The sequence below is a fragment of the Streptomyces chlorus genome, from assembly GCF_042655885.1.
Taxonomy (GTDB): domain Bacteria; phylum Actinomycetota; class Actinomycetes; order Streptomycetales; family Streptomycetaceae; genus Streptomyces; species Streptomyces chlorus.
The window spans coordinates 176,378-188,835 of sequence record NZ_JBHSOA010000061.1; the positions used below are offsets into that span (position 1 = coordinate 176,378).

At 70.1% G+C, this 12,458-nt stretch carries 11 protein-coding genes and 1 pseudogene; 7 read left to right on the top strand and 5 right to left on the bottom strand.

Annotated elements, in window-relative coordinates; all coding sequences use genetic code 11:
* The first annotated feature begins 53 nt into the window (after positions 1-53).
* From msrB to ACFPZI_RS26300, 5 genes and pseudogenes are all read left to right on the top strand, one after another.
* Positions 54-461, top strand: coding sequence for a peptide-methionine (R)-S-oxide reductase MsrB (gene msrB / locus ACFPZI_RS26280; protein ID WP_381367649.1), 408 nt, complete (start codon positions 54-56; stop codon positions 459-461).
* A 381-nt stretch (positions 462-842) separates the two neighbouring features.
* Positions 843-1,967: an ABC transporter ATP-binding protein gene (locus ACFPZI_RS26285; protein ID WP_381367652.1), complete on the top strand. Its 1,125-nt coding sequence runs from the start codon at positions 843-845 to the stop codon at positions 1,965-1,967.
* The gene (locus tag ACFPZI_RS26290) at positions 1,964-2,671 is read left to right on the top strand and encodes an ABC transporter permease (RefSeq protein ID WP_381367655.1); all 708 of its coding nucleotides are present in this window, start codon (positions 1,964-1,966) and stop codon (positions 2,669-2,671) included. Before ACFPZI_RS26285 ends, ACFPZI_RS26290 begins: the two co-directional genes overlap by 4 nt.
* A pseudogene (locus ACFPZI_RS26295) lies at positions 2,668-3,330 on the top strand (ABC transporter permease); the annotation flags it as partial. The gene ACFPZI_RS26290 and the pseudogene ACFPZI_RS26295, both read left to right, overlap by 4 nt.
* A gap of 116 nt (positions 3,331-3,446) precedes the next feature.
* Positions 3,447-4,403: an ABC transporter substrate-binding protein gene (locus ACFPZI_RS26300; RefSeq protein ID WP_381367658.1), complete on the top strand. Its 957-nt coding sequence runs from the start codon at positions 3,447-3,449 to the stop codon at positions 4,401-4,403.
* A 116-nt stretch (positions 4,404-4,519) separates the two neighbouring features.
* Here the strand turns inward: ACFPZI_RS26300 and ACFPZI_RS26305 are convergent, their stop codons facing one another.
* The 5 genes from ACFPZI_RS26305 to ACFPZI_RS26325 all read right to left on the bottom strand — a co-directional run bounded on the left by ACFPZI_RS26305 (position 4,520) and on the right by ACFPZI_RS26325 (position 9,671).
* A complete protein-coding gene (locus ACFPZI_RS26305) occupies positions 4,520-5,116 on the bottom strand; it encodes a GTP-binding protein (RefSeq protein ID WP_332431568.1) in 597 nt (198 codons plus the stop codon).
* A complete protein-coding gene (locus tag ACFPZI_RS26310) occupies positions 5,103-5,462 on the bottom strand; it encodes a DUF742 domain-containing protein (protein ID WP_381367661.1) in 360 nt (119 codons plus the stop codon). The genes ACFPZI_RS26305 and ACFPZI_RS26310 overlap by 14 nt, the downstream gene beginning before the upstream one ends.
* 1 nt (position 5,463) lies before the next feature.
* Positions 5,464-5,892 carry a roadblock/LC7 domain-containing protein gene (locus ACFPZI_RS26315; protein WP_381367664.1) on the bottom strand — a complete coding sequence of 143 codons (429 nt, stop codon included), beginning with the start codon at positions 5,890-5,892 and terminating at the stop codon, positions 5,464-5,466.
* Between the two features lie 50 nt (positions 5,893-5,942).
* Positions 5,943-8,471, bottom strand: a complete 2,529-nt coding sequence (locus ACFPZI_RS26320) for a sensor histidine kinase (RefSeq protein ID WP_381367667.1) — start codon at positions 8,469-8,471, stop codon at positions 5,943-5,945.
* Positions 8,472-8,657: 186 nt separating this feature from the next.
* Complete coding sequence (locus ACFPZI_RS26325) at positions 8,658-9,671, bottom strand: substrate-binding domain-containing protein (RefSeq protein ID WP_381367670.1); 1,014 nt, start codon at positions 9,669-9,671, stop codon at positions 8,658-8,660.
* Between the two features lie 684 nt (positions 9,672-10,355).
* Here ACFPZI_RS26325 and ACFPZI_RS26330 point away from each other — a divergent pair.
* Positions 10,356-11,003 carry a ScbR family autoregulator-binding transcription factor gene (locus tag ACFPZI_RS26330; protein ID WP_381367673.1) on the top strand — a complete coding sequence of 216 codons (648 nt, stop codon included), beginning with the start codon at positions 10,356-10,358 and terminating at the stop codon, positions 11,001-11,003.
* A gap of 121 nt (positions 11,004-11,124) precedes the next feature.
* Complete coding sequence (locus ACFPZI_RS26335; protein ID WP_381367675.1) at positions 11,125-12,303, top strand: damage-control phosphatase ARMT1 family protein; 1,179 nt, start codon at positions 11,125-11,127, stop codon at positions 12,301-12,303.
* Positions 12,304-12,458: the final 155 nt, after the last annotated feature.

Here is a 12,458-nt window from a genome sequence, read left to right on the forward strand (position 1 = left end):
GTACCGGCAGAAGCAAGCAGCAACAGAAGACGTAGGGGAAGGGCTGGACGCACATGTCGTACGACGTGGAGAAGCCGGACGAGCAGTGGCGCGCGGAGCTGTCGACGTCCGAGTACGCCGTTCTGCGCCAGGCGGCCACGGAGCCCGCCTTCACCGGTGAGTACACCGACACCAAGACCGAGGGTGTCTACTCGTGCCGCGCCTGCGGTGCCGAACTGTTCACCTCGGGAACCAAGTTCGAGTCGCACTGCGGCTGGCCCTCCTTCTACGACCCGCGGGACTCCGACGCCGTCGAACTGGTCGAGGACCGCTCGCACGGCATGGCGCGCACCGAGGTGCGCTGCTCCCGCTGCGGCTCGCATCTCGGACACGTGTTCGAGGGTGAGGGGTATGCGACGCCCACGGACCAGCGGTACTGCATCAACAGCATCTCACTGAAGCTGCAGCCCGCCGAGGGCTGATCCGCACACCGCACTGCCTGCGAGGGGCCGTCGGGGATTCGTCGTCCCCGGCGGCCCTTCGGCATTCCCGTGAGGGGCCGTGAGGGGCGCTGCCCGCTCCACCGGCCGGTGCGCCGTCGTGGTGCCAACGGTCCGTGGGGCGGCCCTGCCCGTCGGGGGGGCCCTACGGTGATCGAACAGCGGGGTTTCCGGTGGGGGAGCGGGGCAGGCGGCGGAGTGGGGAAGCCTGTGCGGCGGCCGTTCGTACCAAGGACGCGGAGACGCGGGGCGCGGGGGAGGCGTTCCCCGGGAGATGTCCAAGGCGCCGTCTACACTCGACCGGCGGCAGCGCGCGGCCACCTCGGCCAGAACAATCCAGCCACCCGAAGGGCATTCGGCGTCTTGATACGGATCGAATCAGTCACGAAGCGCTATCCGGACGGCACGGTGGCGGTCGACCGGCTCTCCCTGGAGATTCCCGACCGCTCGATCACCGTCCTCGTCGGACCGTCGGGCTGCGGCAAGACGACCACCCTGCGCATGATCAACCGCATGGTCGAACCCACCGAGGGAACGATCCTGCTCGACGGTGCGGACATCCAGCGGCAGCCGGTCACCACCCTGCGCCGGTCCATGGGATACGTCATCCAGAACGCTGGACTGTTCCAGCACCGGACCATCGTCGACAACATCGCCACCGTGCCCCGCATGCTCGGCTGGGGCAAGCAGCGGGCCCGGGAGCGGGCGGCGGAGCTGATGGAGCGGGTGGGCCTCGACACCGCCATGGCCAAGCGGTACCCGTACCAGCTCTCCGGAGGCCAGCAGCAGCGCGTCGGGGTGGCACGGGCGCTTGCCGCGGACCCGCCGGTGCTGCTGATGGACGAGCCGTTCTCGGCCGTCGACCCGGTGGTCCGCAAGGGCCTCCAGGACGAACTCCTGCGGATCCAGGAGGAGCTGGGCAAGACCATCGTCTTCGTCACGCACGACATCGACGAGGCGGTCAAACTCGGCACGATGGTCGCCGTCCTGCGCGAGGGCGGCCGGCTCGCCCAGTACGCGCCGCCCGCCGAGCTGCTCTCCGACCCCGCGGACGCGTTCGTCGAGGACTTCCTCGGCGCCGACCGGGGCATCCGGCGGCTCTCCTTCCTCACCACCGCCGCGCTGGAACTGGCCACCGACACCGTGATCCCGCCGGACGCCACCGTCGAGCGGATCGGCGCGGCCGACGCCGCCCACCTCCTGGTGACCGACGACGAGGGGCGCCCGCTCGGCTGGTCCGAGCCGCGCCGACTGACCGCCGGGGACATCCGGGCCGACCAACTCCTGCCGTACGGGCGGCCGTTCGTGCCCGGTGTGGACTCGCTGCGGGTCGCGCTCGACTGCGCCGTGCTCTCCCCGACCGGCTGGGCCGTCGCCGTGGACGACGCCGGCCGGGTGCGGGGAGTCGTCTCCCAGCAGGCCATCGGCGACGCCATCCGCACCGCGCACCAGGAGGGCCGCGCCGGCGACGAGAAGGTCGCCGGATGAGCGGCTTCTTCACCATCCCCAGCGACCTCCAGCACAGCTGGACCGGCCTGATCGGACTGCACCTGAGGGAGGCGCTGATCCCGGTCGTGGCCGGGCTGCTGCTCGCGCTGCCCATCGCCCAGTTGTGCGGCCGCTTCCGCTGGCTGTACCCGCCGGTGCTCGGCCTGACGACCGTGCTGTACGCCATCCCGTCACTGGCGTTCTTCGTCGTCCTCATCGACTACACCGGCCAGACCGAACTCACCGTGATGATCCCGCTGGCCCTGTACAGCCTGGTGGTGCTGATCCCGGCGATCGTCGACGGCGTGCGCTCGGTACCGGACGAGACCCTCGCCGCCGCCACCGCCATGGGCTTCGGCCCCGTACGGCGCTACACCCAGGTGCAGTTGCCGATCGCCGCGCCCGCCATCATCGCCGGCCTGCGGGTCGCCACCGCGTCCAGCATCTCCCTGGTCAGCGTCGGCGCCCTGATCGGCAACCAGGGCGCCCTCGGCAACCTGCTCGCGGCCGCGCAGAAGTACGACCGGCCCGAGCTCGCGGTCAACGCCGTGATCACCATGGCCGTACTGGCGATCGCGTGCGACGCCCTGCTGGTCCTGCTCAGGGTCCTGCTCACACCCTGGATGCCACGCGGTACGCAGCCCAGGGCCAAGTCCACCGTGGGTCCAGGGCCGTTCGAAGAAGCTGAGGTCGGGGCCCGGTGAACATCTTCGGCTTCGCCCACGCGTTCTTCAGCGACAGCGCCAACTGGCAGGGCTACGACGGCATTCCGCAGCGCTTCCTCGAACACCTCCAGTACTCGCTGCTGGCGCTCGCCATCGCCGCCGCGATCGGCCTGCCCGTCGGCCTGCTGACCGGGCACACCGGCCGCGGCGGGAACGTGCTCGCCTTCGTCGCCAACGCCGCCCGCGCCCTGCCCAGTTTCGGCCTGCTGGTGCTGGTGGTCCTGCTGATCGGCTTCGGCCTGCTGCCCGTGATGATCCCGTTGGTCGTCCTGGCCGTCCCGCCGATCCTGGTGACCACCTACGAGGCCGTCCGCACCGTGGACCCCTCCCCGGTGGACGCGGCCCGCGGCATGGGCATGCCCGAGTCACGGATCCTCTTCCAGGTCGAGGTGCCGGTGGCGCTGCCGCTCATCCTCAGCGGACTGCGCTCGGCGGCCATCCAGATCGTGTCGACGGCCACCATCGCCGCGTACGTCAGTCTCGGCGGCCTCGGCCGGTACATCATCGACGGGCTCTACCAGCGCGACTACGAGAAGGTGGTCGGCGGCGCCACCCTGGTGGCGGTCCTGGCGCTCGTCACGCTCGTGCTGTTCTGGGCGGCGGGACGATTCGTGGTGTCGCCCGGGGTGCGCAGGCGCCAGGAGCGAGAGGGCCGCGCGCAGGATCCCCGCGCGGCCCGCCGAATGACAGCCGAGGGGCAACCGTGATCCGGCCGCGCTTGACGGAGAGTGAAGCGGCTGGATTGGATCGGTGGATGACTTCTACCGCGAAGAGCAGCTGGTCCAGGACGAGGCACACCGGTGCGGCGGCCGTCGCGCTCACCGCCGCGACGGCCCTGCTCGCGGGCTGTTCGTCCGGCGACACCTCCGACAATCCCCTCGAGGAGGAGAAGGCGGAAGCCGGCACCGTCGTCGTCGGATCCAACAACTTCGCCGAGAGCACCCTGCTCGCCGACATCTACGGCGAGGCACTCAGGGCCAAGGGCCTCAAGGTCACCTACAAACACAACATCGGCAGCCGGGAGACGACCTACGGTCTGATGAAGAACGGCTCCATCACCGTGCTGCCCGAATACAACGGTTCCCTCCTCGCCTACCTCGACCCCGAGGCCGAGCAGGAGTCCACCGACGCTGTCAACACCGCCGTCAAGGCCAAGCTCGACAAGAAGCTGACGCTGCTGGACCCGTCGCCGGCCGAGGACAAGGACTCCGTCGGCGTCAACGCCGAGACGGCGAAGAAATACAAGCTCACGGCGTCGTCCACCCTCGTCGACCTCAAGGACGTCGCGCCGGAGCTGGTGATCGGCGGCTCGCCCGAGTTCCAGACCCGGAGCCAGGGTCTGGAGGGCCTGAAGTCCGTCTACGGGCTGGAGTTCAAGTCGTTCAAGGCGCTGGACGCGGGCGGCCCGCTGACCCAGGCGGCGCTCACCCGGAACACCGTGCAGGCGGCGGACGTCTTCACCACCGACCCGGCGATCGTGAAGGAGAAGTTCGTCGTCCTGGGGGACCCGGAGAACCTCTTCGGTTTCGCCAATGTGACCCCGCTGGTCCACAAGGACGCCCTTTCCCAGGAGGGTGTCGACGCCCTGAACGAGGTCTCCGCCAAGTTGGACACGCAGACCCTGCTCGACCTCGACGCCCAGGTCCAGCTGGACAAGAAGGACCCGCTGGACGTGGCGAAGTCCTGGCTGGAGTCGGCCGGACTGGGCTGACGGGCCGTCCCCGGATGCTCCGTCGGCCGAGGGTTCCTCCGGGGTGACGATTCTTCCCCGAGGGGGTGGGGCGCGGTCCGCGGAGGGCCGCGCCCCACCTGCGTTCCACCCGCGCCTCACCCCGCCGGCGTGGCGGCGGCGATCAGCCGGTCCAGCAGGGCGATCAGCACATCCCTGGACGACGTCCGGTCCCGTGCGTCGCACAGCAGCACCGGCACGCCCTCCGGCAGCGTCAGCGACTCCCGGATGTCCTCGACCGGGTAGGGGTGCTCCCCGTGGAAGCCGTTCACGGCGATGACGAACGGGATGCCCCGGCGCTCGAAGAAGTCGATCGCCGCGAAGCTGGACTCGGGCCTGCGCACATCGATCAGGACCACCGCGCCCAGCGCGCCGAGGGACAGATCGTTCCACATGAACCAGAACCGCTGCTGGCCCGGCGTGCCGAACAGATACAGCACGAGGTCGTCGGAGACGGTGATCCGGCCGAAGTCCAGCGCCACGGTGGTGGCACGTTTCTCCTCGATGCCCTCGAGGTCGTCGACGCCGAGGCCCGCCATGGTCAGCGGTTCCTCGGTGCGCAGCGGGGCGATCTCGCTGACCGAGCCGACCATGGTCGTCTTGCCCACGCCGAAGCCCCCGGCGATCAGGATCTTGACCGTGTCGGGTGCCGGACGCTCGGTGGGCGCCGGAGCGGTGATGTCAGAGCCGGCCAAGGCCGTCCCTCACTTTCTGCAGCAGATCCAGGTCCGGTTTGGTGCGGGTGACGTGGTGCGGCGGGCGGACGGTGATCCGGCCCGCCTCCAGCAGATCGCAGAGCATGATCACGACCACGCTCATCGGGAGGTCGAGGCGCGCCGCGAGCTCCGCCACCGCGAGGGGCTCCGCGCACAGCCGCAGGATGCGCGTGTGCTCGGGCTGCGGCCGGGCGGCCTCCACGGGCTGGGGCTCGACCGTCGTCACCATCGTGATGAGCGTGAAGTCGGCGCGGCTGGGCCGCGTCCGGCCACCGGTCAGCGTGAACGGTCGGACGAGCCGGCCCCCGACATCGCCTTCGGCCACCTCACGCGCCGGAGTCGGAGGGGCCTGTCGTACCCCGGGGCGCCGCGCTGAGGTGCTCGCCGATCTTCTTCACCAGCATGTTCATCTGGTACGCGACCACGCCGACGTCCGCACCCGGGCCGGTGAGCACCACGAGATGGGCGCCGGGCCCGGCCGAGGTGAGGATCAGATAGCTGTTGGCCATCTCGATGAGCGCCTGGCGCACCGGGCCGCCGCGGAAGTCCATACTGACGCCCTTGCTGAGACTCATCAGCCCGGACGCGGTGGCCGCCAGACGTTCCGCGTCGTCGCGCAGGAACCCGGTGGACTTGCTGACCACCAGCCCGTCCTCGGACAGGACCACGGCCTGGTTCACGTCGGCGACCCGCTCCACGAGTCCGGTCAGCAGCTGATCGAGCTGGGTGTGAGTGGCGGGTATGGGGCGTGTCATGACTGTGTTCCTTCTTCGGCGTTCGGCGTTCGGCGTTCGGCGTTCGGTGTTCAGCGGTCGGCGGGCGGTGTCGAGAGCTCTCGGGAGGGGGCCGGCGCCTCGGCGGGTGCCCCGGAGGATTCCGTCGCGTCGTCGCCCGCGGTGGGTGGCGCGGCACCGGCACGGGCGTCTTTGTCGTCGTCGCGTGCCTCGGACGTGCCGCGCTGGAAGCCGGCGAGGGATGAGGCGGCGTGTTCCGCCGTGAAGCTCGCGGCGTCGTCCTCGACGGGCGGCATCACCGCCTCCTCGCGGAGTTCGGCGGCCAGGCTGGTCTGCGGCACCCTGCGGGGGAGAGGTGTGAGCCCGTTCGCCCGGGGTGCGGACGAGGGAGCGGCGGCCGGGCGGGCGGAGATCCGTTGGGAGGCCCCGGACCGGGACGGCAGCGATGGCGCTTCCCCGGGAGCCCGCGTGTTCCCGGTGTCCGCGGTGTGCGTGTCGGGTGCCGGGTCGGTGCCGTCGGTCCCGTGCGTCGGGTTCGCCGCGTCCGTGGCTTCCCCGACGCCGGTGGCGGTGCTGCCGAGGGCCCCCGGGTCCGTGCTGTCCGTGCCGTCCGCCCGGCGGTGCCCGTTCGTCGCGCCGGCGAGGGCGGGTGTGGCCTCCCGGGGTGTGCCCGGGGCGTCCCGCACCACGATGGTGTGCGGGATCAGCACGATGGCGGTCGTCCCGCCGTACGGCGACGGGCGCAGGGTGACGGTGATGCCGTGCCGGTGGGCCAGCTGGGAGATCACGAACATGCCGAGCCGGAGGTCGTCGGCGAGCGCCACCACGTCGAACTGCGGAGGACTGGCCAACTGGGTGTTGATCGAGGCGTAGTCGTCCTCCGACAGGCCGAGGCCGCGGTCCTCGATCTCGACGGCGAGGCCCTTGGCCACCAGCGCGGCGCGCACTTCGACCAGGATCGGCGCGGGCGAGTACACCGTCGCGTTGTCGATCAGCTCGGCCAGCAGGTGGATGACGTCGGCCACCGCGGGCGGAGCCAGCGCGACCTCCTCGTCGGTGTGCACCTCCACCCGCTGGTACTCGGCGACTTCACCGACGGCGCTGCGCAGGATGTCGATCAGCGCGACCGGCTCGCTCCACGAACGGCCGGGCCGCTCACCGCTGATGATGACCAGGTTCTCCTCGTACCGTCGCAACTGACTGGCCGTGGAGTCGAGTTCGTACAGTCCCTTGAGGACCTCGGGGTCGGTGTGCGTGCGCTCCAGCAGGTCGAGCTTGCTGAGCTGGAGGTTGACCAGGTTCTGGCTCTGGCGGGCGATGCCCAGGATGACCTTCTGGAAACCGCGCCGGGTGTCGGCGAGTTCGACCGCCGTGTGCACCGCGGTGCGCTGCGCCGTGTTGAACGCCTGGGCGACCTGGCCGAGTTCGTCGTGGCCGTAGTCGAGGGGCGTGATCGCCGACTCGGCGTCGACCTTCTCGCCCCGTTCCAGCCGCGCCACCACGTCGGGCAGCCGCTCCTCGGCCAGGCTGAGGGTGGCCATGCGCAGCCCGCGCAGTCTGAGGGACAGGGAGCGGGTGATCCGCCACGACATGCCGACGCTGAGCAGCAGGGCGATCAGTCCGCCGGCGCTGAGCGAGGCCGCGGTCAGCAGCATGCCGCGAGCCTCGTCGGCGCTGCGGGTGAGCAGCGCGCCGGTCTGTTCCTCGATCAGGGCGGCGTACTGGGGTGCGACCTTGTCCAGAGCGGCGTCCCACCGCTTCTGCGCGTCCGGCAGGCTGATTTTCCGGTCCTCGGCCGTGGGACGGGAGTCGCGTACCTCGTCCTCGACCTCCTGCAGGGTCCGCCACTCGGGACTCTGCAGGATTCGCTCGGCCTGTGTCTTGGTGCTGCCGCGCAGGAACGGCACGATCTGGGCCTCGACCAGCCAGCGGCGGGTGGTGACCAGCTCCGCGAAGGTGGCCCAGGACTCGTCCTCGAGCTCTCCGGACGGCCAGGCCAGGGTGAGGTGCGCGTTCTCCTGGGAGAGTACTTCCGCCGCCTGCTCCAGCGAGACCAGCGGTCCGGCCTGGGAGGTCAGGTCGCCGTCGTCGACCTGCGACAGCTGCTGGAAGGCGTGGATCTGGTCCTGGATGATCGAGGAGTAGTGGTCGAGCGCCTGCTCGGCGGTGATGTCGCTCGGCTTGTCCACCTGGTTCCGGTAGTACTCCAGGCTGCCCACCGAACCCAGCACCGAGTACAGCGGGTCCGACACGCGGGCCGGTGCCTCGGCGATCGCGTCGGCCTGTCCGGCCAGTCTCGCCACCGCGGCGTCGGTCTTCTCGCGCTGCGCGTCGAGGGCGGCCCGGGAGTCCTTCGGCGAGGCCAGCCAGGTGGCGGTCAGCCCGCGCTCCCGCTGCAACGCCAGGGTCGCGTCGGTGCCCATCGCGCCGGTCGACCGGCTCAGCTCCGTCTGGGAACGGAGCCGCAGCCCCTCCGAGAACATCTGGATCGTCGTCACGCCCCACATGGCGGTGAGGGTGACGGTGGGCACCAGTGCCAGGAGGACCAGCGAGAGACGTATGGAGCCGAGACGGCGCCGGGCACCTGTCCGTGGAGACATCGTCGTCCTAGAGCGGTCGGATCATCGGAAATACGGGCGGAGTGTAGGAGGGGGACGGGCTGCGGACGCGTAGGGAGGACGTATGTCCGGTACGTCACAGGTGATGCGCAGGATGCTATCCGCGCAAGTGACCGTACGGCCTGTTCGTAACCGAATCTTTGGGTACGTCCTCACTGGATGTATCCGTCACCGGGTGCCGTTGGTGGCGAACCCGGCGACCGCGGCCGCGTTGGTCTTCGTGACGAACGCCGGCCCGGTGAGCACGGGCGACACCCCGCCGCCGCTGATGTTGCCGTTGGTCCGGTACAACCACAGCGCGTCCACGGAGAGATAGCCCTGGAGATAGGGCTGCTGGTCCACGGCGAACTGGATGTCACCGCCGCGGACGGCGTCCACCAGCTCCTCGGTGAGGTCGAAGGAGGCGACCCGCGCCCCGGTGTCCGCCTTCTTGGCGGCCTCGGCCGCGAGAAGGCCGTACTGCGCGCCGTTGGCGACGACCTCGTCGATGGTCGGGTCCTGCCGCAGCGTCGCGGTGACGATGCCGGAGACGGCGCGCTCGTCGGAGCCGTCCACGTAGAGGTTCTCGAACTTGCCGTCGAACGTCTTCCGCATGCCGGCGCAGCGCGCCTCCAGTCCGACATTGCCCCGCTCGTGGATGACGCAGAGGGCGTTCTTGGCCTTCAGCTCGTTGAGCTTGTTGCCGACGGCCTGGCCCGCGACGCCGTCGTCCTGGCCGAAGTACTCCAGCAGCCCCGACGACTTCCAGGCATCGATACCGGAGTTGAGCCCGACGACGGGGATCCCCGCCTTGCGTGCCTCCTCCACCGGCCCCTTCATCGCCTGCGGCTTGGCCAGCGTCAGGGCGATGCCGTCCACCTTGTCGCGGACGGCGTTGCGCACGAGCTCGGCCTGCCCCTGCGGGTCCGCGTCGCTCACATACGTCAGGTTGATGCCGTCCTTCGCGGCGGCGGCCTCGGCGCCCTTCTTCACCCGGTCCCAGAAGATGTCCCTCTCACCGCCGTGCGTGACCATCACGACGTTCATCCCGTCGCCGGCCGCACCCGCGCTCTTCGCATCCGAGGGGTCGTCGGCCGTGTCGAAGACGGAACAGCCGGTCGCCATCAGGACGACGGCTGCCGTCAGTGCCGCGAGGCGGACGGGCCGTCTCGGGAAACCATGGGCCGGGGGACGAGTGTTCATGAGGGAGCGGACCTCGCTGTACGCCGAGCTGGAGGAGAGAAGAGGGGACGAGAACAGGGGACGTGAGCAGGGGCGGAACCGCGGCGTGTACGCCGATTGGATGACTCCCGCTGGGACGGGAGCCAATCGCGTCTTGCTACTGGTAGTCAAGTGACCAGCCACGTGAAGTGAGACGATGCTGCCGCATTGTGATGAACGGTGAGTTCTGAGGTGACAGGGGCGGAAGGCACCCTTGTGCATCGAACCGCGTGGACGGTACGGAACCGGCTCCGCGGCGTCCGGACGGCCGGGTGCCGATCAACATCCCCCGGGTTTCCGGGTGTTCACGGGTGCGCGCGGGCGGCATGCGGCACCCGGACGGCCGGGCCTCCTCGCGCGGGATGCCAGGCGGCTCCGCACCTTCCCACTCCCCCGGCCCACCGGACGCCCGGCCATGCGTAACAGCCCTTTTGGTTGTGACGAGTTCCCCTTGGGACCGCTCGCCGTTCTCTTTCGCCCGCACACCTGCCACACTCAGATACCGGACGCGCTGTTTTCTTTCCGCGCCCGCAGTTGATGTGCCGGATGTATGCCGCGTCACGGGGCGAACCGGTGTGATGAGCGCAGTCGCAGGGTGAGTTATTGTGTACGTGCGGTGAAAACAAACGGCATGACCCGTTCCTTTTCGGCCCAGGAGTTCAGTCCATGGCGAGGCAGGTACGCGCCGAGCAGACCCGCGCGACGATCATTACGGCCGCCGCCGATCTGTTCGACCGACAGGGCTATGAATCGACCAGTCTCAGCGACATCGTCGAGCACGCCCAAGTCACCAAGGGAGCCCTGTACTTCCACTTCGCGGCAAAGGAGGACCTGGCCCACGCCATTCTGGAGCTCCAGTCCGCCACCTGCCGCAAACTGGCCAAGGACACCGAGATCCGGGGCCATACCTCCCTGGAGGCGCTGATGCGCCTCACCTTCGGCATAGCCCGCCAGTCGGCCGAGGACCCCGTCCTGCGGGCCGGGCTCCGTCTTGCCACCGGGGGCACCCGGCCGCGTCCGCCGCTCAGTCACCCGTTCACCGAGTGGATGGACATCGTCACCGCCCGACTCGTCGGCGCGGTCAAGGAGTCCGACGTCCATCACGAGGTCGACATCGACGTCGTGGCCCACTCTCTCGTCTGCTTCTTCATCGGCACCCGCGTCGTGGGCCGCTCCCGGGAACCCGTCGCCCGGCAGCCCCGCCGTACCGCGGAGATGTGGCAGATCCTCATCCGGGGGCTGGTCCCGGTGACCCGCAGGGCCCGCTATCTCAGCCTGGCCGCACGGCTGGAGCGGGAGATCGCCCCCTTCTGACACCCGGCCGCCGCTCCCGCCAGGCCCGCCGGTGTCCCCGGCCGGGGCGGTTCCCCCGGCCCCTCCGTCCCATCGGTGCGGCCGATCCCGCCACACGGCGCCGCGCGTTACGGTGAGCCGCATGCCCGACACCCCCACCGCTCCCGTGATCCTCGGCAACCGGCCCGGCTCGTTCCCGCACAGCGTGCTCGCCGAGCGGCACCCCGCGATCATCCGGCAGGTGCGCGACGCCTTCCCGTACGAACCTGAGCAACAGCACGCGCTCGACGCCCTGTTGGCCAACTGCACCGAGGGCACGATCGAACCCCTCCCCGCCGACGCCCACGACCGGGAGCGCTGGGCGGCCTGGGGGATGGACGCGTATGCCGGACAGTCCTGGTACGACGTGCCCTGGCTGTGGTCCGAGAGTTGGTTCTACCGCCAACTGCTTCAAGCAGTCGGCTACTTCGGCCCCGGACCCTGGCAGGGCATCGACCCCTTCCGCCCCTCCAAACGCGCCGAACTCGAATCGTCCGCGACGGACGAGGAACTCGCCGCGCTCGACGGCCTCGCCGGTCGGCCCGCGGACGAACAGGGACAGGCCCTGCTGCACGGCTCCCTGTGGGGCAACCGCGCCGACCTCGGCTTCCGGCTCTCCGCCGAGGGGGCCGACCTCGCGGCAGCCGTCCCCGCGCTGGTCGCCGACGACAGCGAGAGACTGTGGTCGCTGCTGGACGCCTCCCGCGCGGGCACCCTCGTCCTGGTCGCCGACAACGCCGGACGTGAACTCGTCCCCGATCTCCTGCTCATCGCCCACCTGCTGGACCACGGAACCATCGGCCGGGTGGTGTTGCACGTCAAGCCGTACCCGTACTACGTCTCCGACGCCACGACGGCCGACGTCGTCGACGCGCTGCGCCGGCTGGTCAAGGCCCAGGGAGCGGCGGCCGGTTACGGGCGCAGGCTCTGGGACGCCCTTTCCGACGGCCGGCTCACCCTCCGCGCCCACCCGTTCTCCTGCTCACCGCTGCCGTACGAGGAGATGCCCGACGACCTCCGCGCCGACTTCGCCCCGGCCGCGGTCACCCTCGTCAAGGGCGACCTCAACTACCGTCGCCTGGTGGGCGACCGGACCTGGCCGCCCACCACACCCTTCACCGACGTCACCGGCTATTTCCCCGGACCGGTCGCCGCTCTGCGCACCCTGAAGTCCGACGTCGTCACCGGACTGGCTCCCGCGACGGAGAAGGCACTGGTCGCGGCCGAGGAACAGCGCTGGCGCACCGGTGGCACCCACGCGCTGATCCAAGTACGGGCTTGACATCCTCGGGTCGGTCGGCGGCGCACCGCTCAGCATCGTCAAGCAGTACATCGAGCAGCAGAACCGGCCGCTCTGACCCAGGCCGAGGCCAACAGTGCGGATCCGTGCACACAGTTGAGGTCAGAGCAGGCCAAAGATTCGCTTCACCACCAAAC

Excerpts from the sequence above, each read along its gene's own strand:
- ACFPZI_RS26330 (WP_381367673.1), top strand. The coding sequence starts at position 10,356 with ATGGCGAGGCAGGTACGCGCCGAGCAGACCCGCGCGACGATCATTACG.
- ACFPZI_RS26335 (WP_381367675.1), top strand. The coding sequence starts at position 11,125 with ATGCCCGACACCCCCACCGCTCCCGTGATCCTCGGCAACCGGCCCGGC.
- ACFPZI_RS26315 (WP_381367664.1), bottom strand. The coding sequence starts at position 5,892 with ATGACACGCCCCATACCCGCCACTCACACCCAGCTCGATCAGCTGCTG.
- ACFPZI_RS26320 (WP_381367667.1), bottom strand. The coding sequence starts at position 8,471 with ATGTCTCCACGGACAGGTGCCCGGCGCCGTCTCGGCTCCATACGTCTC.
- ACFPZI_RS26300 (WP_381367658.1), top strand. The coding sequence starts at position 3,447 with ATGACTTCTACCGCGAAGAGCAGCTGGTCCAGGACGAGGCACACCGGT.
- msrB (WP_381367649.1), top strand. The coding sequence starts at position 54 with ATGTCGTACGACGTGGAGAAGCCGGACGAGCAGTGGCGCGCGGAGCTG.
- ACFPZI_RS26290 (WP_381367655.1), top strand. The coding sequence starts at position 1,964 with ATGAGCGGCTTCTTCACCATCCCCAGCGACCTCCAGCACAGCTGGACC.
- ACFPZI_RS26325 (WP_381367670.1), bottom strand. The coding sequence starts at position 9,671 with ATGAACACTCGTCCCCCGGCCCATGGTTTCCCGAGACGGCCCGTCCGC.